Raw genomic sequence first — 26308 nt, forward strand, 5'->3', positions numbered from 1 at the left:
AGGAAGCAATTAAATCTTAAAATTTCTGACACTCATTTGCAGCTCTTCTGCGAGCCTTGTAAGATCTTCCGCTGATATGGCAACCTGCTGAATAACGGAGGTCTGTTCTTCTGTGGAAGCAGATACTTCCTCCGTACTGGCAGCGGTCTGCTGGGCCACACTGGCTACGTTTTCGATTTCGGATTCAACTTCCGCGGCATTCTTGCTTAGAATATCAGCATTATAATATATCTGTTTAATAATATCGGCAATCTCTATTGTTGCTCCGGATATATCATTAAATACTTTTGCCGTGTCGCTCATTGCTTTGCTTTGTTTATCCATAAGAAGTTCTGTTTTATTTACTTCTGCCACTGTTGATTCGACACTTGTCTGTACTTCTTTAATAATAGTATCGATTCTTTTGACAGATGAACTTGACTGCTCGGCCAGTTTTCTGATTTCTTCTGATACTACTGCAAATCCCTTACCGTGTTCCCCTGCTCTTGCAGCCTCAATAGCGGCATTTAAAGCCAAAAGGTTTGTCTGTTCTGAAATGCCGCGGATAACATCAAGAATCTGACTTATTTCAGAGGAGTTTTCCGCTAATTCTTTGACCGCTTTTGAAATATTTAATACAGATTCTACATTTTCAGTTATTTTACTTTCCTGATATGCTACGGATTTTTCACCGTTGGCAACATCTTCTTTTGAAACCTGGGTTAATTTCTCGGATTTATGCAAATCACTAACAACAACTTTTAAATTATCAATAATCTGTTTTAGTTTTGTATTCCCTTTCTCTGTAGATACAGCCTGTTCACTTGCACCGATGGATAAATCGGTTACCGTTTGAGCTATTTGCTCCGATGCTTTACTGACTTCTTCGGTTGATGCAGATATTTCTTCGGCTGAAGAGACCATATTTAATGCGGCTTCGTTTACCTGACGTATTAAATTGCGCAGATTGCCGGCCATTCCGGCGAAGGAGCCTGCCAATTCCTCTATTTCATCCTTTATCTTTACTGTCGGTATTTGTACTGTTAAATCACCGTCTGCGATATCATTTGCGGCTTTTGTAAGTGCTTTAACAGGGCTTACAATTGTCAAGGTCAGGAAAAGAGCCACTGCTATACTTATTACGATTACAAGAATGATGATTATTATACTGCCGCTTAGAAGCTTGGCTTCGTGCTTCTCAACCGCTTTTAAATGGTCGTCATTGGTATTGTCTACCAATTTTATCCATTCCTCCGATATGGTTTTAAAGTTAGTAACAGGTGTAAGTGCGCTTTCTGCGGTTTTTAGTGCTTCCTCCTGACTTCCTGCCTTCTTATAGTTCATGGATGTCTGTGCAATATTAAAATAATCACTATGCAATTGTTTGAGTTTGTCCAGATATTCTTTTGATTCATTTGTCTGCAGTAATGGCTCGATGTTTTTGTAAATATCGTTAATTTTTGATTCCGCATCAAGAAACAAATCGGAATATTTTTCATCACTGTAAAGCAAATAACCACGTATATCTGCCGTTTGCTCCGACTGGGCGGCACTAAGTTCCCGGACATAAGTGGCAACCGGAGTGTTTTTGTTTATTACAGAATCAAATTCAGACTTAATGCTTTTGATTCCTGTAATTTCAAAATAGCTTAATAAAAGGATGAGTAGAATGATTACTGTAAATGAGCTGGCTAACCGGGTACTGATTTTTAAGCGCATATCATGTCTCCTTAGTATGTTTTAGATTGTTGCCAAGATTTGATTTTCTACTTTTTCAAATATGAAAAAATATGGAATACTTTATCATTGGCGTGATATACTCAAATATGAGATTGTCTAGAAATATTTGATGCTCTTATTTGAAATATCATATTATATCGTATTATGTATGATTATAACATATTCTGTTATACTAATACAAGAGCAACAACATATTTGAGTAGACTTGTTACCTCGATTTATACCTTAAGATATTTACGGAGGTGATAATAATGTCTATATATGAGGAATTTGTGCGTGAGAGAATTACACAGCTGCGGCTGCAAAAAGGAATATCAGAGTACCAGTTAAGCTACGACTTAGGTCACAGCCGGGGATATGTCTACAATATTACCAGCGGTAAATCCCTTCCACCTTTAACGGAGCTTTTTTCAATTTGTGAGTATTTTGGGATCACTCCGGTGGAATTTTTTGATGATAAGCTTGTCAATCCCGGACTGATAAATAAAGCGGTAGAAGGATTAAAAAACATGAATGACAGCGATGTGTTAATGATTTTGAATTTTATAAACCGGTTGCAGCAAGACTAGTCGTTATAACTTTTATTGTTGTGATATTACAGGCACAACAGCGTATATGCTTGGAATAGTCACCTTGTCTTATCATTTATGATATTTTAGGAGGTGATTACAATGTCGACACAAGAATATGAGAAATATGTGCGTGACCGCATTACGCAGTTGAGATCCAATAAAGGGATATCGGAATATAAGATGAGTTATGACCTGGGACACAGCCGAAGCTATATCAATAACATTTCAAGCGGAAAATCGCTTCCGCCGTTAACGGAACTTTTTGTAATCTGCAATTATTTTGATATCACTCCCGCAGAGTTCTTCGATGGCACTATTCCCAATCCAGGATTGATACAAAAAGCTGTAGAAGGGTTAAGAGAGCTGAATGACAAAGATTTACTATTAATATTAAGCTGTATCAACCGGCTGCAAAAGATATAAAAATTAATTCTATTGACAATAGTTTGATATCAAACTATAATAAAAATATGAATGCAAATGACATTATATCCTTAATTTCAAAGATAAGAGAAAAAGTAAATAAGCGGCTGATTACAGAGATGGAAAGGTACGGGATAGAAGGAATAGCAACTTCCCATGGGGACATTCTGCATGCCCTGAATCACAGGAGCAGGATGACCATGGCTGAGATAGCCTCTGTAATAGGGAAGGATAAGTCTACCGTCACTGCTCTTGTAGAGAAATTAGTGAGGCTTGAGTATGTGGCAAAGGAAAGAAACACAACAGATACCAGGATTATATATGTCACGTTAACTCCTAAGGGGGAAGAACTTAAGCCTGTATTTGATAAGATATCAAAAGAGATATTAGACGCTTTTTATGCCGGAATATCGGAGGAGGAAAAGAAAATCTTATTCCGGCTCTTAAATAAGATTTACAGCAACTTATAATTTCTATTTACCTATTTAGTTTGATATCAAACTAAAATAAAACATTTTATTGGAGGAGAAACAGAATGAAGGATTATACGAAGATATTACCGGAACATATTGAGAAATACATAGGCGAAAATGATTTATTCCTGGAAGTTTATAATGGCGCAGACGATATCCCAATTAGCGAAAAGAAACCTCCTCTGTTGTTCGTACACGGTGCTTACACAGGAAGCTGGATGTGGAGTAAGTATATTCCGCATTTTGCAGAAGAAGGCTGGAAGTGTTATGTTATGAACTTAAGAGGCCATTACAAAAGCAGGGCAATGGATTTAACAAGGGTTTCTTTTGAAGATTATCTTGAGGATATAAAGGAGATAATTGCCGAATGCGGTGAGCCGCCGGTTATGATTGGTTTTAGTATGGGAGGTATACTGTGCCAGAAGATTGCCGAAATGGAAGCGGCATCCGGTATGGTATCAATGGATTCCAGCATATGCAGGCAGGTATATGAAAAAGTTCCGTTTAAAAAGCCTGCCGGCAATATTCCTGAAAATATAGTGCCTGCTCCTGACCGTAACGAAAGCAGCAGTATAGATGAATCCGCCGGGGATATAGAATTTCAAAGAAAATATCTGGCTATGGAATCGGCAAAAGCCTTGAGTGCCTGCTCCATTTCTTTTGGGGGAACTGAGGGGATTTCCATAGACAATGGTGTTGTTACCTGTCCGTGTCTGGTTATCAGGACAAGTAATAACATGGAAGAGGAAAAGAGGGTAAGAGCAGAAGCGGAATATTTTCATGCAGAATATACGGGGATGAAAGAGGCAACGCATACCGGGCTGTTAATCGGACAAAGATATAAAGAAGGGGTAGATAGTATCCTTAAATGGCTTGAAAGATTCTAAGATTGTGAGTATAGATATATTTTATTTTGAAAAAATTGTCGTTTCCTTTCTTTTTATATTCCATAAATCCCTTTGATGTGATATAAATAGATGTGAAAAAGTTATTTCAGGAGACAAGTATGAAGAATTTAAAAAGATATACAATAGCCTTAAAGGTGTTAATCCTTCTTATGATTATCAATACTGTCATTGGAGGAAATTACGTATTTACGGTCTGTACTTATATATTTATTTGCTTATTAATGATTATGAGAACGCTGCTGGTGCCATCGGAGAGCAAGGTGAAAATATGCCTGATTCCGACATATATTGCAATTATGTCCTTGCAGATAATCTATATAACCCGGGTGGCTTTTCATCCCGGGCAAACGGAAATAAACAGGCTGATAGGCAGAATGTTCGGTGCTGCTGTTATTTGGTTTCCCTTTCTGGTGGAGCGGTTTGTAACTATCAATAAATATGCTGATTTTTATCTGCCGTCCGCCCAGGAGGTGGCAAGCATCAGCTTTTCGGATATCAAAGCCGGCAGGGATAAGATAATCGGTACGATGGAGACATTAAAAAAGGCAGGGAAAGCATTTTCTGTTGAGAATCTGATGACATTAAAGGACGATCTGTACCGTCACAATTCCTTTGAATATATCAATAAGGGCGTGCTGACGGAAGAATATTTTGAAGAAGCCGGGAAGTGGCTTGAGGACGGAAATATATACATCATCCTGTCCAATACCGGAAGCCCTGCCAGTGAAATTATCTCTACCTTTACCAGGAAGGAATACAATCATGCATCCTTGTCTTTTGACCCGGAACTAAAAACCATCATCAGCTATAACGGAGGAGAAAGGGTTTATCCGCCGGGGCTTAATTATGAGATGCTGGATTTTTTCAATAAGAAAGAGGATGCTTCTATTCTTGTGTACAAGCTTCCCTGTACCAGGAAGCAAAAGGAGATAATTCTTGAAAAGGTAAAAGAAATCAACCGGGACGGAAGTGCCTACAACCTTATGGGGCTTGTCTTAAAATATTCCAATAAGCCCAATATTATGTTCTGCTCCCAGTTTGTCCATAAGATGCTTACCATTGCCGGGATATCCTATTTTGATAAAAAAGACGGTGAGGTAAAACCTACGGACCTGATTGAGATGGATTATTACCGGAAGCTGCAATTTATGTATGAAATGAAACTTAACGAAGAATAGTAAATAAAGTTTGCAGATGCAAAAGGAGAAATTGCCCTATGCTGGAGGAAATACTTGAATTTAATAAAGAATTTGTGGAAAAGAAAGAATATGAAAAGTACTTAACAAGTAAATTTCCAAATAAGAAGATAGCAATTGTTTCCTGCATGGATACCAGATTGACAGAGCTTTTGCCTGCGGCGCTGGGGTTAAAAAATGGGGATGCCAAGATTATAAAAAATGCCGGCGGAATCATATCACATCCCTTTGGAAGTGCCATACGAAGTCTTCTGATCGGAATATATGAGCTGGAGATAGAAGAGATACTGGTAATCGGTCATACAGATTGCGGAGCCAGACATACCGACAGCAGCAAAATGATAGAAAAGATGAAGGAAAGAGGCATAACTTCAAAAAATATTGACATGTTAAAATATTGCGGAGTCGATTTTGATTCCTGGCTTGGAGGCTTTGCCAATCTGGAGGCTTCCGTCAGGAAATCTGTGGAGGTAATTAAAAAGCACCCTTTGATTCCGGAAAGTGTAAAGGTGTATGGTTTAATCATTGACTCGGTTACAGGGGAATTAAACAGAGTTGTTTAATCTCCCATTCAGGTATGGTTCTTATCTTGTATTATCCATCCATATAATTTATAATAAAAAGGCAGTAAGTATAAAAGCGGAATGAATGAATTGGAAACGAGTGGATTACAAGTGGTAGAATATATTAAAAAACAATTGATATTCCAGGGAGTTAATGAGGTATGGTCCGTATGCATAACCAACGGTATAATGGTCCTTCTCATTGCTTTAATAAGCCTGGCATTATATACGGCTGTCAAACGGATCGTCTTAAAAGTGATGGAAACCGTTGCGGCAAAAAGTAAAACAAAGTGGAGCGATATTCTCCTGGAGAACAGGGTGTTAGACCGGCTGATACGGATTGTGCCTGCACTGGTAGTGCATGCCTTTGCGCCTGCGTTTCCCGCTTACCGGATATGGATTCAGAGGATAGTCCTTTGTTATATTATTTTTGTTATCTTACTGGCACTTGATAAGCTTTTGGATACGGTAAATGATATTTACAGTAATTTTGAGGTATCAAAGGTCAGACCTATTAAGGGGTATCTGCAGGTAATAAAGATTATTGCATATATTATCGGCATTATTGCAATTATCGGGGTATTGTTAAACCGTTCACCCTGGATTCTTTTAGGGAGTATCGGCGCAGCTTCTGCCGTACTTTTGCTGGTCTTCCAGAACTCCATACTGGGCTTTGTGGCTGGCATCCAGCTGACCTCCAATAATATGGTGCAGCTGGGAGACTGGATTGAAATGCCAAAGTACAGTGCTGACGGTGAAGTAAAGGAGATTTCCCTCCATACGGTAAAGGTTCAGAATTGGGACAAAACCATAACAACCATACCTACCTATGCCTTAGTATCGGAATCCTTTAAGAACTGGAAGGGCATGGAGGAAGCAGGAGGAAGAAGAATTAAACGTTCCATCTGCATTGATATGACAAGTGTCAGATTCTGCACAGAAGAAATGCTTGAGAGATTTGGGCATATCCAATATATCAAAGAATATATAAAGGCGAAGGAAAATGAAGTCGAAAGCTATAACAAAGAGCATGGTATAGATTCCACGGACATGGTAAATGGCAGACACCTGACCAATATTGGTACTTTTCGGGCATATGTGCAGAGCTATCTAAAAAGTCACCCAAAGATACATCCGGGAATGACACAGATGGTAAGACAGTTAGAACCTACTGAAAAAGGTATTCCAATTGAAATATATGTATTTGTAAGCGGTACCGCATGGGCGAATTATGAGTCTGTGCAGGCTGATATATTTGATCATATTTTGGCGGTAATTCCGGAATTTGATCTTAGGATATTCCAGAATCCAACCGGCTATGATTTGAAAAATATAACTAACTGATATTCACGAAAGGCATGGCTATTAATATGAGTGACGATAAACCTGATTTATACGAACAATTTTCCCGTCTTGAATGGCTGGTAAGAAGATATCAGCTGCAAAGCTTAAGGGAATTCGGGCCGATGGCAAATCCGCATAAGGGACAGGGAAGAATTCTTGCGCTTTTAAAGATGAAGCCGGAAATCAGCCAGAAGGATTTATCTTCCATATTAGATATAAGATCCCAGTCCCTGGGAGAACTGCTGGCGAAATTGGAGCGAAGCGGTTTTATTACCCGTACTCCCTCACAGCAGGACCGCAGGGTCATGGATATAAGTTTGACGGAGGCCGGGAGAAAAGCGGCTAACCAAACCGGACAAGAGACAGAAGAGGATACTATTTTTGGCTGTCTGAAAGAGGATGAGCAAACCTTGTTGGGTAAGTTTTTTGAACGCATTATTGGAGATTTGGAAGAAAAATTCGGAGGTGAAGAATGGAATTTTCACCGAAGAGATTTTCATGGGGGATTTCCTTTTGACAGGAACGGTTTTGAACATCTTAGAAGAGGGCAATTTGGTCAGAGGGCTAATGATACCGGGGATAACAGATCGGGCTTTCATAACAGGCGCAGTAATACAGAACACCCGGAAAAAGAATAAGACTGTCAGATACGCTGGTTTGAAGAAAATTCGAAGCAGCGTAATTTTTTGAAAATTCCTATTGACAATATAGAAAGGTACCTTTATAATACAGAAATAAAGGTACCTTATTAAATCAAAAGCAGATAGGAGAATAGAGTATGGAATATAATAAAAAAAGCTTAAACGAATTAATATTTACAGTAGATATGATGCTTCACAGAGCTCAAGGCGGAAGGAATCACGGATCCTGCTTCATGGGAAATCAGATGGAACAGGTGTTGATCCTGCTTCAGGCAAAACAGAGTGCAACAAGCAAGGAACTTTTAGAAGAGCTTGAGCTTCATCCGAAGGACTTGAATAAGTGGCTGGAAAGGCTGGAGGACGGCGGATTGATCGAGTTAAACACAGCGGAGGAAGATAAGACTCTTCTGAAAGCAGAATTAACCCAGGCAGGAAAGAAAGCCGCAAGGAAAGCAGAACAAAGAAGGGCAGAAGCTGCGAAAGCTTTTGAGTGTCTTAGTGAGGAAGAAAAAGAAAACCTTCAAAAGATATTGCTTCATTTGGCAGAGGACCTGGAAATGAAACTAAAAGAGGAAGACGACCCGGACAGGGATGACTTTTGGGACAGATCCGATCTATGGGATAGAGAGGGACTTTGGAATAAAGCCGGTATTGGTAATGTGGGAGAATTTTGTAATAGAAACGGTCATTCACATAATGAGATGAGACACCGGTATTTTGGCGGGAGATAGATTGAAAAATGCGTTGCATTTTCAAATTTCTATTTGGGCGGTATCGCAAGTAAACTTGCGGTACTGCCTAGAGATTAGAAGAAAGTTCAATAAAGCGGATTTTTCCAACGTGAAGGTAGCGGCTTCTCCCAGACATTAGAAAAATCCATAGCAGTTTTAGAACTTTATGACCTTAGGCTCCTCGGTAAAAGAGCAGATTGTTGCAATGGCATCCTTTAAGTAAAGCACTTCCATGATACCGTCATCAGCAGAGTACATTCCGGTTAAGGAAGGGTTTTGGGCAAGCATTTCTTCACGGGCAGCCAGACGATTATCATGGACAGCTACGCCCTCTAAACGAATCCACTTGCCCTTATCCATACCGGATATTTCAAATTTGGGATTTGCTAATAACTGTTTAAACACGTTTTTTTTATTATTTGTTGTAATATAGAGCTTGCCTTTATATTCAGCTACGGCACCAAAGGGTCTGACGCGGGGCTGCCCTTCCTCACAGGTTGCAAGATAAAAGGTCTGACATTCTCTTAAAAATTCTAATATTTCCTTCATTAAAACAATTGCTCCTTTCGAAATGAGATGTTATAATTGGTTTACGGTTTAATTATATATACTGTAAATAAAAGTACAAGTACGATATTTTGTGATACCGGTATTATTTATGATACTGTACGAAAGAAGGAAAAGAATGAAGAAAGAGCTATTTGGTGTATGCCCATATGTAACTTCTCAAAAGATTTTAACAGGAAAGTGGTCCATGTACATCCTCTATCTGCTAAGTGAAGGGCCGGTAAGATTTAATGAACTGCAAAGAAGACTGCCGGAGGAGATGACACATGCGACACTATCCCGTCAGCTAAAGCAATTGGAGGAAGAAGGGCTGATTCTACGGCATGAATATGAGCAGATACCGCCAAAGGTAGAGTATTCTTTAAGTGAAATAGGTGAGAAGTTTAAGACTGTGCTTGAAGCTCTGGAAATCTGGGGAAATGAATATATTAAATGGATAACGGATAAAAATAGGAAAGGGACAGCCAAAAGCTAGCCCCTTTTGTCATTTAATAAAATTTAATGATAATGAGGCTGTGTGATGTAATCATCTGTGTGATGCAATCACAGATTAAAACCTGTGAATCGGTATAATTAGAATCCAATAACGGTTAAAGGTGATAATAATATAGGAGGTTATATGGTTGGAATCGTGTTGACAAGTCACATAAGCTTTGTTTTGGTTTTTCTGGAGGGATTACTATCCTTTTTCTCACCCTGCGTAATTCCTCTGCTTCCGGTTTATATGAGCTATCTGGCAGGAAGTGCAGGAACAAATAAGGAGGGTATTATCGTTTATGAGAGAAGGAAGGTATTCTTAAATACGGCCTTTTTTGTTTTAGGTATATCCTTTGCATTTCTTTTGCTTGGAACATCTTTTACCTTATTAGGAAAGCTCCTGGGAAGCTACCGCTTCATGCTTATAAGGATTAGCGGTGTTCTAATTATTCTTTTAGGACTGGTGCAGTTGGACTTTATCCAATTCTCCTTCCTGCAAAAAGAGAGAAAGATGCATTTTAATACGGCAGATAAAGAAGCGAATCCATTGGTCGCTTTTATTCTGGGCTTTACTTTCAGCTTTGCATGGACTCCCTGTATCGGCCCGGCCCTCTCTTCGGTTCTGATATTAGTATCAGGAGCTAAAAGTACGGTTATAGGTTATTTACTGATATTTGTTTATGCCGCAGGATTCCTGCTTCCTTTTTTGCTGCTTGGATTGTTCACCACCCAGGTACTAAATTTTTTAAGGGAGAAGAAAAAGCTGGTTAAGTATACCATTAAAGCCGGAGGAATACTCCTTATAGTAATGGGACTAATGACTTTTACCGGCTACATGAATGGAATATCCAGCTATCTTAACAGGGCACAGGCAGTTAAGGAGAATAATGTGGTAAAATCCGATCAAAGTGAAAGCGAAGAAGAGGATACGGAGACGGAAAATAAAACAGAAGAGAAAGCGGCAGCGAAAACCGATTCTAAGACAGACTTTACGCTGACGGACCAATACGGCGATACACATACACTTTCAGATTATAAGGGCAAGGTGGTATTTCTGAATTTCTATGCTACCTGGTGCCCGCCCTGCAAGAAAGAGCTTCCTGACATTGAGAAGCTCTATAAAGAATACGGTTCAAATGAGAAGGATGTGGTATTCTTAGGAGTAACGAATCCAAAAAGCAAGGATTATCCGAATAATTCAGATGAGGATAAGGACTACATAAAGTCCTTTTTGGAGGAAAAGGAATATACCTTCCCGACATTATTTGATGAAACGGGAGAAGTCTTGCAAAAGTATGGAATATCGGCTTTCCCGACTACCTTTGTATTTGACAGGGACGGTAACCTGTTGGGGTATGTTCCTGGAATGATGACAGAGGACATTATGCACAATGTCATCAACCAGGCACTGGAAGCGGGTAAATGAAGAAAGCCTGAAAGGACAGAAAGCAGCGCCTTATGCGGTGTTAAAGCAGTTCAAAATAGTTCTTGTGAAATGCTATGATGCCTTCCTCCCTTAGCCTGCTAAGCTCTGTGGACATGGCGCTGCGGTCAATGCACAGGTAATCAGCCAGTTCCTGACGGTTATAAGGTATGATAAAGGTGTTGCTCTTTGCCTTCATAGCCTGCAGGGACAGATAGGATAATAACTTATCCTTTGTGCTGCGGCAGGAGAGATGTTCAATCTTTTGCATGAGCATTACATTCTTATCGGCCAGTATACGCACCATATTGCTAATAAGGGCAGTATGAAAGCTGCAGGGAGAGGCAGAGGAATTTATAATATTCTTACAGTCGATAAAGAGGATTCGGGTATTTTCTGCCGCTACAACACTGACAGGAAGCTTGTGGGCAGCAGCAAAAGCAAAGGATTCCGCAAACATATCCGAAACAGTCATTTTGGAAATAATGGTGCGGTTTCCCCAGTAATCTTCTTTGATAATGATAACACTTCCGGACAGAACAACACCTATTTGGGGCATGGGATTTCCGGCCATATAAATATAGGCGTCTTTTTTATATTCCATTTCTTTTGCATCAAGGCAGGAGAGCATGGAATCAAATTCTTCATCTGCAATCCCGGAAAAAAGCGGGCATTTATTTAAAATTTCATTTCTTATTTTCATATGGCCTCTCCTTTCGTTGTAAAAACAACGGATATATTTTCTATATCATAGTATAATAATGGCTAAGAAGTCAATAAGAGTTATGGAAAAGGAGGAATTATTATGTCAGCACAATATTTAAAAAATATTAATTTTGAACAAACGCTGAAACTGATGGATTTGGTAGAGTATCAGCCGGGGCAGGTGGTTAGCCGTACTCTTGTTCAAAATGACCATGTTGGAATTACTTTATTCTCTTTTGATAAAGGAGAGCTAATCAGCACCCATGCTTCTACCGGAGATGCTCTGATTAATGTCTTAACGGGTAAAGCGCGTATCACCATCGGCGGGAAGGACTATACCCTTGCAGAAGGAGAGAGCATTGTTATGCCCAATAATGTTCCTCATGCCGTATATGCTGAGGAAAAATTCAAGATGCTGCTTACGGTTGTATTTCCCTACTAAGGCAGTGGGTAAAGGAAAAGTATAAAAAAGGCTGTTCTGGATGAAAACAGGACAGTCTTTTTCAGCGCAGTGTGCCGGCAAGGCTGGACCACGCAAACTTATTGCAGAATAGTACCAGGAATGTTAAAATAATAAACAAAAAGGATGAAGAGAATTTGAATGCCAGAATACCCTTGACTTATTAAAATGTAATGCTTTTGAGGTGGCAGGCTAAGTAACTTTACTATTCAGGAAAGGAATAACATGTTAAGTGAACAACAGAAGGAAAAATATAAAGAGTTAGAACAGGAACAACAAAAGATTTACGGGAAGATTTTAAAAAAGTCAAAGAGAATTACTATTATAAGCGGATTAATAGGCGGAGTAATGGGGGCCTTTTTAGGAAGCTGGCTGGTAAGATATGAAAGGCAGATAGAAAAAGAATTATGGGGAAGTTCTCTTAGTATTTTTTTATTGATCATAGTGGCGGCAATGATACTGTCATTTCTGCTTCACGTTATCTTACATGAAGGAGGGCATCTTGTATTTGGACTGCTTACAGGATATCAGTTTCTTTCCTTCCGTGTGGGCTCTTTGATTTGGTATAAGAAGGACGGGAAGTTGCATAAGGGCAGGTATTCTGTGAAAGGTACGCTGGGACAATGCCTTATGTACCCTCCCAAAAAGGAGGCTGACGGAGGTTTTCCTTTTATCCTTTATAATCTGGGAGGAGGTATCAGTAATCTGTTGTTTTCTTTGCTTGCCGTACTGCTATTAATGATACTGCATAACGGTTATTTGCAGGCGGCCCTTATGTCATTTAGTTTCATTGGCCTGATTACTGCTCTTAGTAATCTGATTCCTACAAGGAGGGTCATTCAAAATGACGGCATGAATGCAAAGAGTATGTTGAAAGATAAGTACAGCAGGGAGGCATTTTATCTTCAATTACAGCTCAATGCAGAAATGAGTGAAGGCAAAGGTTTCACCGAGTATTCAGAGGAAGTGTTTGAGATACCGGAGGGTGCGAAGGAAGACGATATGCTGGTGGCCGGTGTGCGTCTTTTATCCTATTACAGATATCTGGCACTTCATGATTTTAAGTCAGCAAAAGAAATTCTGGAGCGAATGGATGAGAAAAAAGAGAAATATTCACAGATGTTCCTTCATGCGATAGAGCAGGAAAAGTTCTTCCTTATGATTCTTGAGAAAAGGCCGACGGAGGAAATCGCAAGCCTTTATAAGTATTTAAGAAAAGTAATGCAGGCAAATAAGAACAACATAAGCACGAAGAGGATAATTTATGCTTATGAGGTTTTATTAGGCGATGAAGAAAAAAAGGATATTGACTCTTTAACCCTGAAAGAACCGGGGAAATGGGTTAAGAAGGATAAAGAAGAGCTGTACCGGGAATTTATAAAAGAGGCAGAAAAATATCCGGTAAAGGGAGAGGCAAAGTTTTATATTGATATGGTAGATTATATTAATGAGACGATGGCCTATGTGATATGAATACCTTGAAATGCAGGCGGCAGTATGTTGCAGGCTGAATTGAAATCTGCTATTATTGGTTTGAAAAAATAAGAGGAGCTTACGGAGCCATAGACCCCTATGAAATGTATCAGCCCTATATAGACGGATTGAAGGAAATAGCAGAGATAACCAGAGAATTCCAGGCTTCTTATTTAAGATAGCCTTAAGACCTCCGCTGATTTCTCAATACCAGAATAAAGGGATTGATTTTTTGTATCGGACTGTAGTAGTATAGTATGAAAAGTACATCGTACTTTTCATACCCTGATTCGAGGCAGTACTGCAAGCTGGCTTACGGTATGCATGGGAGCCTGTGTGAGGATAAAAATTGTCAGATAAAAAAGCCAGTTGGAGGAACGAATGAAAAACATAGTAGTTATCGGTGTTGCGGGAGGCTCTGCTTCCGGTAAGACAACCGTTGTTAACCGGTTGCAGAGTATCTGTGGTGACCGTGTAGTATTACTTAGCCATGATTATTATTATAAGCCATTTTCGGAGCTGTCACCGGAGGAGAGGACAAAAATCAATTATGACCACCCGGACGCCTTTGATACAGAACTTTTAATTGAGGATATCAAAAAGCTAAAACAGGGGATTGCTATTGACAGACCGGTATATTCCTACATTGAGAATACCCGTTTAGAAGAAACGGTCAGGGTTAATCCCTTCAAGGTTATCATTCTTGACGGGTTTATGATATTTGAAAATGAAAAGCTTAGGGATCTGATGGATATTAAAGTCTTTGTCGATACCGATGCAGATGAAAGGTTAATCAGAAGGATTAAAAGGGATGTAAATGAAAGAGGAAGAACTCTTGACTCTGTCATTGCCCAGTACACAGAGACCGTAAAGCCAATGCATGAGCTATTTGTCGAACCATATAAAAAGTACGCCGACATTATCATTCCAAGGGGCGGCCTTAACGATATTGCTATTGATATGCTGGTTCACAGGATTGAAGCAATAGCCAAAGAGGATATCTGAAGAATATAGGGAGGATGTATATGAAACTGATAATAATACGTCACGGAGACCCTGATTATTCCATCGATTCACTTACTGAAAAAGGCTGGAGGGAAGCAAAACTTCTTTCCGACCGGATAGCAGCTATGAATGTGAAGGCGTTTTATATTTCACCTTTAGGAAGGGCAAAAGATACGGCATCCGTCACTTTGAATAAAATGAGCCGTGAAGGAAGAGTGCTTCCCTGGCTTAGAGAATTTGACGCACCTATTACTGATGAGCAGACAGGGGAAGAACGTGTCCCCTGGGATTGGCTTCCTGCCGAGTGGACGAAGATCCGGGAATATTATGATAAGGACCTCTGGTATAAGACGCCGGTTATGCAGGAGGGACATGTATTTGAAGAAGCGAGGAAAGTCCATGAAGGACTGGATGATTTATTAAAGGAACATGGCTATGAGCGTGAGGGCAGATTATACCGCGCTGTCAGCCCGAATAATGATACGGTAGTTTTATTCTGCCATTTTGGAGTTGAATGTGTGATGTTAGAGCATCTGCTTGGTATTTCGCCTATGATCTTGTGGCATGGCTTCTGTGCGGCCCCTACCTCTGTGACAACCCTTATTACTGAGGAGCGGAGAAAAGGAGTTGCTTATTTTCGAATGAGTTCCTTTGGAGATATTTCGCATCTGTATGCAGCAGGAGAGGAGCCAGCCTTTATGGCGAGGTTCTGTGAAACCTACGATAATATGAATGAGCGTCACGATTAAAATAAATACAGCTTCGGGTTAATCTGACCCGAAGCTGTATTTGGTTAAAAGGGTTTTATTCCAAATCAGGGGGAGTGAAAGTTAATCTTTCATTCTTACATCCTCCAAGCCATATTTCTTTTGGTATTTTTTAAGATTTTCATCCCTTAATGAGAGCAGATCAACGTAATTATCATAATGTGCTAATATCTCTTTGGCAAGTCCCGGTATTTTCTTACCGGATAAAGGCATGACGCAGTAAGCTTTGACAGAGGAATTAAAGTAACTGCCGTCTGTTGCCTGTTCATACTTTTCCAAGACATAACTGCCGTCTTCTTTTTTCTGAAAGGTCATGGCGGATGGTACTACTCCGCCTCCCAAGTCTACCAGCGTTTCATCATACAGCTTGTAATAGTTATAGAGGGTGGTGGCAAATATCTTTAAGGAGTCTCCTTCTTCATAATATCCGAACAGATGAGGAGAGACGATAGTGAATCCGAAATCCTTATTATGGTGCATTTTGGTTTCTGTTTCATAGACAAGCTTTAATATCTTATCATCTCCCTGGTAGGAAAAATCAGGGAGCACAGTCTCGGGCCTGATATACAGATTGCGGTACCATTCTGTCGGAGGCGTATTATCGCTCGCTTTATCAGAGCGGTTTCCCAAAATATCTTCACACAAATACATCATTAGATATCCCTTTAAGGTATCTCCTTCTCCTTTATAAAGACAGGAAAGCATATAATAAAGAGCTTTGTCTCCCTGTTTCTTTATATTTTCACATTCCTTGGTATGGTCTTTCAGGTAATCAGATGGATTGCTGCTTGCAAGAGGAGAGCTCATTATTGTTTTTAAATTTTCTTCTACGGCAGTCATTGCATCTGTATCCGGAGCTAACAGGCTAAATAAGGTGCCATAATCCTTTAAGGGAACGTTTATGCAGGAATTCCCCACGGCAGACTGGATATAAGGGATACCGTTCTTTTGGTACAGATAATATTCAGAAGGACCGCTATACTTGTCATAGACTATTTGCACCTCATAATATTCATCCAAAGTATTGATATCGGTGCCTGCCTGGAATGTAGAAGTCAAATTCTTACGTAAAACCATTTGGTCAATAAGTGTCATAAAGTCCTTGGAAGTGACAGTTATGGTAATATTTATGTTGTGTATAGGTCCTTTTATCGTATAAGACTCACCCATTGGTGACTGGCTGCCGGCGGTCCTGGCATAATCAGGGTCAGTTTGATACTGCCTTGTTTCAGCTTCTGTTGCTGTATTATTTTCTGCATTATTTTGTGCTGTGTCTGCCTGGCTTGGAGCAGCTTTACCGGCTTCATTCTGCGAGGTTTTATCTGACTTAGGATCGGTAAGTAAAGTTACGGCTGTAAGAAGAATAACCGTTAGCAGGAGTGAAGATAGCCAGACAACAGGCTTCTTATAAGTTAACACATTTTTTATACGGCTTTTTAATCCGGTTTCTCCAAAGGCTAATGGAGATATCTTCAGAAAAGATGCTTTTTCTCTCTTGAGGCTTAAATGAAGAAGAGAATAGGAGTAGTCGGCCTTAATGTTCTCACCAAGGATTTGAAGTACGGCTTCGTCGCAGCTCATTTCCATATCCTTTTCCATCAGACGGAAGGAGGTCCAGACAAATGGGTTAAACCAATGGAGGATAAGAGCAGCATGCCATAATAGTTTGAAAACATAATCGAACCTTTTTATGTGTGTTTTTTCGTGCAGGATAATATATTCTGTCTCTTTTTCTGTCAGGGTAACAGGAAGATATATTCTGGGAGATAACAGGCCGCATACGAAGGGGGAATGGATTTCATCCGACTGATAGACATTCTCCTTAACCAGCCAGGCGGTACGAAGACTTTTCTTTAACCGGAAATAGGAAAATAAAGTGCCGGCAAAAAGCAGTATGCTTACAGTTATCCATGCAAAGGAGGCAAGGAAAAGGATTCCCTGCATGGGATTGAGGCTTTGGTAAGGGGCAGCAGCAGGAAGCGACTGGTTCACAGAATCAGTTACAGGCGGGATATACAGATTGACTTCAGGAGCTGCCTGATAACCAATGTCATAAGGAACAGGTTCCATTACAGAAGTTCTGATATCTTCCTTTTCGAACAAACGGAATACGCTTAAGGTGCTTTCCAAGGTAACAGGACACAGGAGACGGAACAGTACGACAAACCAAAGCAGATAAGAATAAATCTTTGGGGCTTTTTTTAAGGGCAGACGCAGAAGCAGTACTGCCAATATGACCACGCAGGAGGTAAGGGACATATTTAAGATGACATGAAACAGGGATAATATCATATTTTCCATCAGCACCTCCTATCAGGTTAATTTTCTTTATAACGGTCGATGAGTTCTTTGATTTCCTCGGCGTCCTTTACAGAGAGACTGTTATTCCCGAGAAAAGCAGTGATAAATTGGGGAAGAGAGCCGCCAAAGTTTTTTTTCATAACCTCACGGCTTTCATATTGCTGTACTTCCCTTTGATTTACCAGGGAGGTGACAATGGAACTTTCATTCTGCAGAATTTTGCGGGTACATAGCTTCTTTAATACCGTATAGGTGGTGGTGCGCTTCCAGCCAAGAATTTGTTCGGTTATTTTGGCTAATTCTCCAGATTGTATAGGTTCATACTCCCAGACAATACAGGCGAAGCGGTATTCGGCATCATGGAGCTTTAAGTTCATTTCCATATGGTGTTAACCTCCTGTTGATCTGCATTTATGGTCTATGGAACATAGCTGTGTCGGTCTGTCTATTGCACTAGACTACAGCGGCTGATTAAAGTCTATCATGATAGACAGAAATAGTCAATAGTAACCCTGGCAGGTACAATCACACCAAACTCGCCTAATAGTTACAGATATGTAGAGCTGTGAGCTCAAACAATGGCATGATTGTACCTAGTTACAGTTTCTTCCATTTTAGTGTCATAAGGAAGCCTTCAATAGAAAACTCATAAATAGATGCAAAACTCATCTGTGTTCTTCCAATAAATTTCTTCAGGCGTTTGTCCCGGGATAGAGATGTTTAAATGGATAAAAATTTCGGGAAATGGAGTTTATTAATGATATCTATTATGGTATGATGGGATAAATTGGACATTATTAAGGAGCTATGGAAGCTGTTTCCCATTGTGCTAAAAAAATATTCAGAGAAATTGCCAAAGTGCAGTATGGCAGACAGTATATGCCGGAGATTTAGAACGGATTGGAGGATATCATGATACAATATAGAATGCTTAAAAAGGATGACATGCAAATAGAGGAATACCATAGAATGCGGCATACCCTATGGCCAAGGCATGAAGAAAGAGAATTATACGATGAAATGCTGAAAATATTAGAAAACATTCCTTTTTATAAAAATGAACTATCCTGGACGGTTTTTGCCGCTGTCAGAGAGGATGGAAGCCTTGGAGGGTTCATCGAAATAACGGTTTATCCCGAGTTGCATTTTTGCAGTACAAAACCGGTGGCATTTATCGAAGGCTGGTATGTGGATGAAGATTTAAGGAGAAGGGGAGTTGGAAAGGGTCTGGTAGAGACTGCAAAAAAGTGGGCATTGGAGAATAAGTGTACTGAAATAGCAAGTGATGTGGAACTGCATAATCAGGTAAGTCAGTTGGCCCATCAGGCATTAGGGTTTATAAAAAGCCATAAAGGTAGCACATGCATCTATTATAAGCGTGAGATATAATTTAATTCAATAGAATATAAAGGGGTGGGAGAACTCATGATTAAGGTATCGCTTGTGGTACCGCAAAAGGGTGAAGATATCAAGGAACTTGGCAGGTTCTTGCAGGAAAAAGCGGATATCTATGTCTTTCCGGAAGGATTTTTAGAGACTGAGCATTTACCGGAAGCACTTAAAGTAATAAAAGAAGCAGGCAAATATGTTATAGCAGGATTAAGAGATACCCGCATGGAAGAATCGTATCAAACTGCTTTAGTAATTGACAAAGGGGTTATAACCGGCGAGTATAAAAAGAATATACTGACAAAAAGTGAACGGGATAAAGGGCGGGTCTCCGGAGAGAGTATCTATTGTATTGAGACGAAATACGGCAAAATCGGGATACCCATCTGTTATGAGATACATTTCCCGGAGGTGGCGAGGATTATGGCTTTGGAATCTCCTTTTATGCTTATTAACTTAATCGGTACCGGGATGTATCATGAGCTGCAGTATGGCCAATGGACGACACTGGCAAAAGCAAGAGCCATTGAGAATGAAGTTTATGTGCTTGGATGCTCCCATTATGCCGGTGAAATTCCCTTAGCATTTGCCTTTTCGCCAAGAGGTGAAACGATTATACAGAAAAAGAATGAGTATGGCAGTGTAAGCCTTCATATTGATGTTGAGGAAAGTTACAAAAGGGAGCATTCGTATTTTTCAGACCGTCTGCCTGAGCGTTTTACAAAATTATGTGAATGAACCCGTTCCTATGTATTTGTTTATGGAACTGGAGAATAAATAAAGGGGTGTGCTGCAATTAAGTTTGCAGTACACCCCTTTTTCTTTTATAAAAAATAGTTAGCAGCGCCTGATTACATGTTTTCTTAATGTTCTTCCCAGTATTTTCTACAGCTGTTACTGTTCATAACAAAGGTCAGGAAGCGCAGGGCGGATTTTTTTAAATCTTCCAGAGTTACATGTCCTTCTTCATACCCCTTTAGAACCTGGTCAATGACCGGCGGTCCGCCAGGCATGATAACATCATTTCCGGCAGCAATGGCATCGGCGCCGTCTACTACGATATCCATGTCTCCCCAGTCCGTTACGACAATGCCTTTATAGTTCCATTCCTCTCTTAGGATGCCTTCGCAGAGGTCACGGTTGCCGGCAGCAAATATACCGTTGATTTTATTAAAGGAGGTCATAAGGGTAGAGACCTTGCTGTTTCTGATGACCATTTCAAAGGGCTTTAAGTAAAGCTCTCTGGCGGCCCGTTCCTCTACAATGGAGTCCAGGGCGTCAAAGGAATTCTTGGTACTTCCTCTGCGGTAAGTCTCCTGTTCATTAAGGGCAAAGTGCTTCGGACAGGTGGTGATGCCTGCTTCTTCGGCACCAAGGGCTATGGACAGGCCGAGGAAACCGGTATGTCTTGGGTCTTCGGAATAATATTCAAAATTTCGGCCTCCGATAGGATTTCTCTGGAGGTTGATTCCAGGTGCCAGCCAGCTGTCTACGTTTAGACTGGCGGCTTCTGTGGCGCAGGCAATGCCAAATTCTTTTAAGAGTTCCCTGTTAAAGGTGCAGGCCATGGAAATTCCCGTAGGCCAGGCAGTCATCTGCACACCAGCGGGGCCGTCCTTATAAAAGACGGAAGGGATGCCGTACTTTGTAAAAGCCGGTGATATATAACCCACAAAACCCGTAGGATGAGTGGAAACACCAATGTCCATACCGTCTTCATACTGGATGGTGGAAGGGTATTTCCCTTCCATACCGCCAAAGGGAAGTCCCGGACCGTAGCCGTTTAATAATACTGCCAGTTCTTTGACGGTTAATCTGTCAACCAGTTCTTCCAGAGTAAGAAGGCCATCTCTTACATCTTTTAACGTTACCGGCTGCATAGAATCTGACACGGAAGCTCTTTCCTTTGAAGGGGAGGGCATGCCTGTATCCGTATCTGTACTTGGTATATTAGTGGTATCAAAATCCTTTTGCAGCAGGGTTAAGAGGCTGGGAGCCTTTTGCTTTTCAGCTTCTTCTCCCGGATAGAAATAGGAAAGGGAATGCTTATTACTTAAGAATTCAAGCTTGCCCTTATTGGCAGGGGATAATGCCAGCCTGTTTTTTAATCGGTCTGTAACAATAGTTTCGGCAATTTGTATCTTACCGATAATCTGTGTATTTCTGGAAGAGTTGCCAAGACGGAGATAGTAGGAACCCTCTTCTATGATATAAGAAGCAGAGACTTCGTCATAGCTTGCCAGTTCCTTTAAGGGGAAGGTAAGAGTGAGTTCTTCGGTCTCCCCCGGAGCCAGTTCCCTGGTCTTTGAATAAGTAAGGAGTTCCTGATAGGGCTTTTCCAGGCGAAGAGAAGGTGCGCTGACATAGAGCTCTGTCACTTCCTTACCGGAATAAAGGCGGCTTTCATTGGTGACCTTTACAGTCAGCTGAAAGTTTGCACCTTCTCTTAAGGCATGGGTAAATTCTATGCGAAAATTGGCATAGGACAGGCCATAACCAAAAGGATACATAACAGGAATGTTAAAGGTATCAAAATAACGGTAACCTACATAGATTCCTTCTTTGTAGAAAGCAACGGGACTTTTTGCAAAGCCGGTGCTGCGGTTATCGGCAGAGGATAATCCGAAATCTTCATAAGTCAGAATGGTTTCCGGCCTATCCTTATCGGTAAAAAAGAGATCGGAAGAAGGGTACTCTTCATAGGAATAAGCCATGGTGGAGGAAAGCTTGCCGCTTGGAGTTGTTTTACCAATGACCATGTCCGCAAGTGCGGCAGCGGCCTGTTCTCCTGCGGTACCGAGAAACAGGATAGAATGGATGGAAGAGTAGGACTGTATAAGACTTAAATCAACAAAGCCATTGGTGTTTAACACTACTACAACCTGGTTGAAATGTAAGGCAATCTTGTGAAGCAGTTCCTTTTCTGATTCAGTCAGATAGTAGTCATCCTTTATGCGGCGGTCACATTCCTCTCCGCCGGAACCGCGTCCCAGAATAAAAAAGGCGGTATGGGAGGAGGGGATGGCGGTAATCAGTTCATCAGGAACTGAAAATTCCGCGGCAGGAGCTTTGTATTTTCCAAAGATTTCATAAATCAGACCGCTGTTAAGCAGCTCTGTAAATTTCGCACGTTCTTCCTCGGGGTCAGGAGCAGCCTGTCGTTCGGCATTCAGGGCATTCCGGTAAAAGGTTTCAAGCTTTTCATCGGGCAGAAGACCGGTTTTTAAAAGTTCATCCGTTATCAGAGTGGTTTCATCAGACGAGGTGGCACCGGAGCCGCTTCCGCCTATAAGAGTATCAAGCTGTGCCCGCCCGAAGACTGCAATGGGGGCACCGGGGGTTAAGGGGAGGAGGGAATTCTTGTTTTTAAGCAATACGATTCCTTCGGCAGCCAGCTTTTTTGCCAGAAGCAGTCTGTTTTCCCTTGATTCATAGGTATACATAGTAACTCCTTTCTTGAATATCAAATCCGGTAAGGAACTCCCCTTTAGGGGAGCCTTACAAAGATATCAATTTGGTTGGAAACATTCTTTAGAAGTTCTTTGTCTATTTTTAAGCCGCCTTCACGGTAAGGATTTAAAAGGCTCTCACCTGAAACAGGAGTACCGTCAATGTTTACGGCAATTCTGCCAGTATGACTTTCATGTCCTTCTTCGCTGTTCTTATTTAAATGATAGCAGAAGAGCAATTCTTTATCAAAGCAATGAAAGGTAAGCTTTAATCCGTCAAGGCTGTCGGAAAGTACAGGGTCAATTATCAGGGAATCCGGCAGGAAGCGGATTCCTAATATATTGGAAATCAACTGGTTCAAATAGATTCCCGGGCCGCTGGAATAAAGTCTCCAACCTGCTTTTACGGGGAGCTCTCCGCTTTTTAATTTATCAAAATTCTCTGCAAAATCATAGCGGTCCGTGAAACTTCCGTCAGAGCTGCTAAAATACATGTTGCTCTGCCTTAGGCAGGCAGTAGGGACGGAACGTTGGATTAAGATAGGGTTAATGGTAAATAAGCTGTCCCAGGCGGTATTACCGTCACCGATCTTTGCACATGCCTCCAGATAACGGATGTGGGCATGGATATATAAAAGGCTGATTTCTCTTCCTACATTGGCTGCCTGCTCGGCTCTCTTAAAGAGCTTACTCACTCCGCCGTTGTAGCGGGCAGGGCGATTCATGAGATGAACCCCATCGGGGAATTTCAAGTTGTCTTTAATCGTCTGCATGTTGCATTTTGCCTGCTCTGGGGAGACAAGCTCCGCTATAATACTGCGGGTCATGGGAAGGAGGCGGTACTGTATTCCGGTCTCGGTATCCACGGGATGAAGCATGTATTTTATCTCTTTGTTATCATAAAGTGCAAAACCCGGTATGATGCTGTCCTTTATTAACAGGGATTTAAAATCCTCTGCAATCTTTTCAGACCTTTCCGTAAGCTTTTCGGAAAATTCTTTATCCGTATCCTTTAGAGCCATTCCAAGGCGCCTTAATGTCTGATAGGCAAGGGCTACTGTCCAGGAGCTTACAAGGTGTTCACGCATCTTAGGGTCCACAGGCTGCAAGGTATCATCCCAGTCTCCGCCGGCATAGGTGATTAAACCGGTATCTCCGATAAATCGTTCCATTATTGCTTCAAAGGCCCTTTTGATATGAAGGAGCAAGGTGTCTTTGAGGTTCTTTTCATCGGTATAAGGAATTTCCTTCTTTAAGAGTCCATAATCTCCGGAGGCTTCCAGATAATCCCCAATACACTTAAGGGGCCAAAATACTACATCACCGTGACACTCACCGGCATCCATTGCATAGCGGTCGAACATAAACCACTGGGACCATTCGCCGGTGGAATGGTACTGGTGGGAGAAGATATTTAAGAGTACCTTGCCTGCCAGTTCATAATTCTGGGTCATAAGAAAGTATTCCATCGGTCCCTGGCATACATCCCTGGTTCCCCAGGCTGCTCCTCCGGGCTGTTCCAGTCCGTGGGGGGAGGCAAAATGAATCATGGCATTATGGGTATACCACCAGGCAGTCTGGTTTAATATGTCTATGCGGGTACTTTGCTCCTGGTTGTCCGTGTGAAGCTCGAAACCTTTATTTAACTGGCGGTAATATTTAAGCGCAGCAGCCTTTTCTTCCTCAAAATCAAAGATAAGGGAGTTTTTTGTTTCTTCACCGGTAAGAGAACCTGCGATAATACACTTGAAATCACCAGTTTCTTTTAGGGTAATGGTCAAGAAGCTGTTATCCCTTGAAAGCCCGTCTTCAAAGAATATCCTGTCATCACTTGCCTGCCAGTCAGCGTCGGTAAAGAGCATGTCATAGTAAAGGTCCGGGTATTCTTTTGAAATATGTGTAAAACGCAAACCGCCGGGAAGTTCTGTGTAAGTTATATCCTTTGTGTGTTCATTTTCTCCAAGTACCAGTTGGTTTGTCAGGATAAAGTCGTATTTCTTATCCTTAAGGCTGGTAACTTCCAAGATATTGAAAGGTTTATGGGCGGCGGTATAAGAACTAACCCTTAAGAGGTCATCTTCCAGAACGTAATACCATCTTGCATAGTTCATTCCCATTTCAAAGAGCGCGGGAAGTGTCAGCAGGCGATAAGAGTCTTTGAGCTTTACATACAAGTGCTGTCCGCAGTTCTTCTGAATGTTTAAGAGGCCTCTCGAGGTGGACAAAAGCTTGTGAAAAGATGTATTTCCAAGGACTGTCTGACCGTTGAATAAGCCGTACATGTAAGCGGTACTTGCAATAACACCCTGGGTATCCGTAAAGGTTCCGCTTGCGGTATCTTCCGTAAGGGCACCCGGGCAGCTGATAAAGATGGTGCCGTGGGGACGTTCTGTACGCAGTTCCTTTTCCTTGGTTACAATATGGCTGTGGTCCTTCGTAAAAAAGGAGAGCAGTGTATCATTATCGTATTCCTCCAGAATCCTCTCTGGAAACAGGGTAAAGATATCCTCTTTCCGGAGAGCAGGAGAGGAATAGGCAGTTCCGAAGTCTGCTTTCAGAATTACGGCAGGACAGGTGATATATTCTTCCTCTTTAAGAGCTTCATAGGCAATATTTATTTCATCTTCAAATTCCAGGAAGTTAATTGCCTTAGGATGATTGTCTCTTGCAAGACCATAAAAAGCAGTCCTTTTAACAGTATCCAGCCTGAATTTCTCTGTTTGAAGAGCGGTATAGGAGAATTCAAACTGATAGTTGATATCCGGCAAATTCTCTGTGAGAGCAGCGGGAGTATCCGTATCCTTGTAGGAGGTCTTAAAAAACTGCATGCCATCCGTAGAATAATGGATAACTTTAACGCCCAGGCTTCCCTGTCTAAGGTAAGGAAATACGCCGCCCTGGTCCTGGTTTTGTCTGGAGCATATGGTATAACCGTTTTCAGTTTCGAATACACTGTGTCCTAAATACTGGGCTGCATATAATTCATTGGTAAGTACGCCGCCACGGGAAGCTACGCCGATATCCTGACCGTAGAGCAAATCCACAGTCTCTCCCTTTCCGTTCAGGGTAATATCCCAGAACCATAATCCCTCTACGGCGTAAAAAACTATCTCATAGGAGACATCTCCGGCTTTACCGGTATAAAGAAGGGAATTGTTACCTTTTTTTAAAATGGAATGAGAACGGATTCCTAAAAGGGGATGTACAATGACGGAATTCTCTTTGTATATTCTAAGATATATGTTATTAGGAGAGCCATCCTTTGGATTTCCATGAAATCCGTTCAGCATGATACCGTTATGATTGAACTCAAAAATATCACCGGTGAGCAGGAAGCAATAGCTTGTTTTGCCCTGCTTTAATTCAATTAAGTTATCTGATAGGTTCATAGCACGAAGTCCTTTCTGTAAAATGGTAAGTGAATCAGTTGTGAAAATGGTTTGTATTACTACTGAAAACGATACCACTTTTTGAGATTATTGAGAACATTATATCCTCGCATATTGCAAATGTCAATGAAAAGTATCGTTTTTTACAAGTGATTTGTCTATTTTTTACGACATATTAAGGAAAGTATGCAACAAATGTCAAAAGATTAATCAAAAAAATATCTAAAAAAGATAAAAAATCATTTGACAAATCCGTCGGGGGATAATATAATCTACACATAAATCACAATTTGATTGAAAAATGGAAACGATTCCATGAAAGAAAATAACAAA

General features: G+C 40.9%; 24 protein-coding genes. 17 read left to right on the top strand and 7 right to left on the bottom strand.

Going from position 1 to position 26308, the window contains the following annotated elements; translation table 11 throughout:
• Positions 1-9: 9 nt before the first annotated feature.
• Positions 10-1698: a methyl-accepting chemotaxis protein gene (locus BUF11_RS02590; RefSeq protein WP_073587229.1), complete on the bottom strand. Its 1689-nt coding sequence runs from the start codon at positions 1696-1698 to the stop codon at positions 10-12.
• Positions 1699-1970: 272 nt separating this feature from the next.
• On the opposite strand from BUF11_RS02590, the gene BUF11_RS02595 reads away from it, so the two are divergent.
• From BUF11_RS02595 to BUF11_RS02635, 9 genes are all read left to right on the top strand, one after another.
• On the top strand, positions 1971-2288 hold the full coding sequence (locus tag BUF11_RS02595; RefSeq protein ID WP_330393837.1) for a helix-turn-helix domain-containing protein: 318 nt from the start codon (positions 1971-1973) through the stop codon (positions 2286-2288).
• Between the two features lie 102 nt (positions 2289-2390).
• Positions 2391-2714, top strand: coding sequence for a helix-turn-helix domain-containing protein (locus tag BUF11_RS02600; RefSeq protein ID WP_073587230.1), 324 nt, complete (start codon positions 2391-2393; stop codon positions 2712-2714).
• Between the two features lie 47 nt (positions 2715-2761).
• Positions 2762-3184, top strand: a complete 423-nt coding sequence (locus tag BUF11_RS02605) for a MarR family winged helix-turn-helix transcriptional regulator (RefSeq protein ID WP_073587884.1) — start codon at positions 2762-2764, stop codon at positions 3182-3184.
• Positions 3185-3249: 65 nt separating this feature from the next.
• Positions 3250-4074 (top strand): alpha/beta hydrolase family protein, encoded by an 825-nt coding sequence (locus BUF11_RS02610; RefSeq protein WP_073587231.1) that lies wholly within the window; start codon positions 3250-3252, stop codon positions 4072-4074.
• A gap of 119 nt (positions 4075-4193) precedes the next feature.
• Positions 4194-5273, top strand: a complete 1080-nt coding sequence (locus BUF11_RS02615) for a hypothetical protein (RefSeq protein WP_073587232.1) — start codon at positions 4194-4196, stop codon at positions 5271-5273.
• A gap of 38 nt (positions 5274-5311) precedes the next feature.
• Positions 5312-5854, top strand: coding sequence for a beta-class carbonic anhydrase (locus BUF11_RS02620; RefSeq protein WP_073587233.1), 543 nt, complete (start codon positions 5312-5314; stop codon positions 5852-5854).
• A 111-nt stretch (positions 5855-5965) separates the two neighbouring features.
• Positions 5966-7198, top strand: coding sequence for a mechanosensitive ion channel family protein (locus BUF11_RS02625; RefSeq protein WP_073587885.1), 1233 nt, complete (start codon positions 5966-5968; stop codon positions 7196-7198).
• Positions 7199-7224: 26 nt separating this feature from the next.
• Positions 7225-7836, top strand: a complete 612-nt coding sequence (locus tag BUF11_RS02630) for a MarR family winged helix-turn-helix transcriptional regulator (protein WP_073587234.1) — start codon at positions 7225-7227, stop codon at positions 7834-7836.
• 140 nt (positions 7837-7976) lie between these two features.
• The gene (locus BUF11_RS02635) at positions 7977-8570 is read left to right on the top strand and encodes a helix-turn-helix domain-containing protein (protein WP_073587235.1); all 594 of its coding nucleotides are present in this window, start codon (positions 7977-7979) and stop codon (positions 8568-8570) included.
• A gap of 156 nt (positions 8571-8726) precedes the next feature.
• Here the strand turns inward: BUF11_RS02635 and BUF11_RS02640 are convergent, their stop codons facing one another.
• Positions 8727-9119: a pyridoxamine 5'-phosphate oxidase family protein gene (locus BUF11_RS02640; protein ID WP_073587236.1), complete on the bottom strand. Its 393-nt coding sequence runs from the start codon at positions 9117-9119 to the stop codon at positions 8727-8729.
• Positions 9120-9255: 136 nt separating this feature from the next.
• Between BUF11_RS02640 and BUF11_RS02645 the strand changes: the two genes are divergently transcribed.
• Positions 9256-9612 carry a winged helix-turn-helix transcriptional regulator gene (locus tag BUF11_RS02645; protein WP_073587237.1) on the top strand — a complete coding sequence of 119 codons (357 nt, stop codon included), beginning with the start codon at positions 9256-9258 and terminating at the stop codon, positions 9610-9612.
• Between the two features lie 144 nt (positions 9613-9756).
• Entirely contained in the window at positions 9757-11040 is a 1284-nt protein-coding gene (locus tag BUF11_RS02650; protein WP_073587238.1) for a redoxin domain-containing protein, read from the top strand.
• Positions 11041-11080: 40 nt separating this feature from the next.
• Here the strand turns inward: BUF11_RS02650 and BUF11_RS02655 are convergent, their stop codons facing one another.
• On the bottom strand, positions 11081-11740 hold the full coding sequence (locus BUF11_RS02655; protein WP_073587239.1) for a Crp/Fnr family transcriptional regulator: 660 nt from the start codon (positions 11738-11740) through the stop codon (positions 11081-11083).
• 102 nt (positions 11741-11842) lie between these two features.
• Here BUF11_RS02655 and BUF11_RS02660 point away from each other — a divergent pair, with 102 nt between their 5' ends.
• The 4 genes from BUF11_RS02660 (at position 11843) to BUF11_RS02675 (ending at position 15429) form a co-directional block, all read left to right on the top strand.
• A complete protein-coding gene (locus BUF11_RS02660; RefSeq protein WP_073587240.1) occupies positions 11843-12184 on the top strand; it encodes a cupin domain-containing protein in 342 nt (113 codons plus the stop codon).
• Positions 12185-12427: 243 nt separating this feature from the next.
• On the top strand, positions 12428-13675 hold the full coding sequence (locus BUF11_RS02665) for a zinc metalloprotease (RefSeq protein WP_073587241.1): 1248 nt from the start codon (positions 12428-12430) through the stop codon (positions 13673-13675).
• 381 nt (positions 13676-14056) lie between these two features.
• Entirely contained in the window at positions 14057-14680 is a 624-nt protein-coding gene (gene udk / locus BUF11_RS02670) for a uridine kinase (RefSeq protein ID WP_073587242.1), read from the top strand.
• A gap of 20 nt (positions 14681-14700) precedes the next feature.
• Positions 14701-15429 carry a histidine phosphatase family protein gene (locus tag BUF11_RS02675; RefSeq protein WP_073587243.1) on the top strand — a complete coding sequence of 243 codons (729 nt, stop codon included), beginning with the start codon at positions 14701-14703 and terminating at the stop codon, positions 15427-15429.
• Between the two features lie 81 nt (positions 15430-15510).
• Here BUF11_RS02675 and BUF11_RS02680 read toward each other — a convergent pair whose 3' ends face one another.
• A complete protein-coding gene (locus tag BUF11_RS02680) occupies positions 15511-17748 on the bottom strand; it encodes a M56 family metallopeptidase (RefSeq protein WP_073587244.1) in 2238 nt (745 codons plus the stop codon).
• Positions 17749-17765: 17 nt separating this feature from the next.
• Positions 17766-18131, bottom strand: coding sequence for a BlaI/MecI/CopY family transcriptional regulator (locus BUF11_RS02685; protein WP_073587245.1), 366 nt, complete (start codon positions 18129-18131; stop codon positions 17766-17768).
• A 529-nt stretch (positions 18132-18660) separates the two neighbouring features.
• Here BUF11_RS02685 and BUF11_RS02690 point away from each other — a divergent pair.
• Positions 18661-19137: a GNAT family N-acetyltransferase gene (locus tag BUF11_RS02690; RefSeq protein ID WP_084558409.1), complete on the top strand. Its 477-nt coding sequence runs from the start codon at positions 18661-18663 to the stop codon at positions 19135-19137.
• Between the two features lie 36 nt (positions 19138-19173).
• Positions 19174-19875 (top strand): carbon-nitrogen hydrolase family protein, encoded by a 702-nt coding sequence (locus tag BUF11_RS02695; protein WP_073587246.1) that lies wholly within the window; start codon positions 19174-19176, stop codon positions 19873-19875.
• Positions 19876-20000: 125 nt separating this feature from the next.
• Here BUF11_RS02695 and BUF11_RS02700 read toward each other — a convergent pair whose 3' ends face one another.
• Entirely contained in the window at positions 20001-22604 is a 2604-nt protein-coding gene (locus tag BUF11_RS02700) for a glycoside hydrolase family 3 N-terminal domain-containing protein (protein WP_139243245.1), read from the bottom strand.
• A gap of 20 nt (positions 22605-22624) precedes the next feature.
• Positions 22625-25975 carry a GH36-type glycosyl hydrolase domain-containing protein gene (locus BUF11_RS02705; protein WP_073587248.1) on the bottom strand — a complete coding sequence of 1117 codons (3351 nt, stop codon included), beginning with the start codon at positions 25973-25975 and terminating at the stop codon, positions 22625-22627.
• Positions 25976-26308 lie beyond the last annotated feature (333 nt).

The organism is Anaerocolumna xylanovorans DSM 12503, assembly GCF_900143645.1.
In the GTDB taxonomy this organism is placed as follows: Bacteria; Bacillota; Clostridia; order Lachnospirales; family Lachnospiraceae; genus Anaerocolumna; species Anaerocolumna xylanovorans.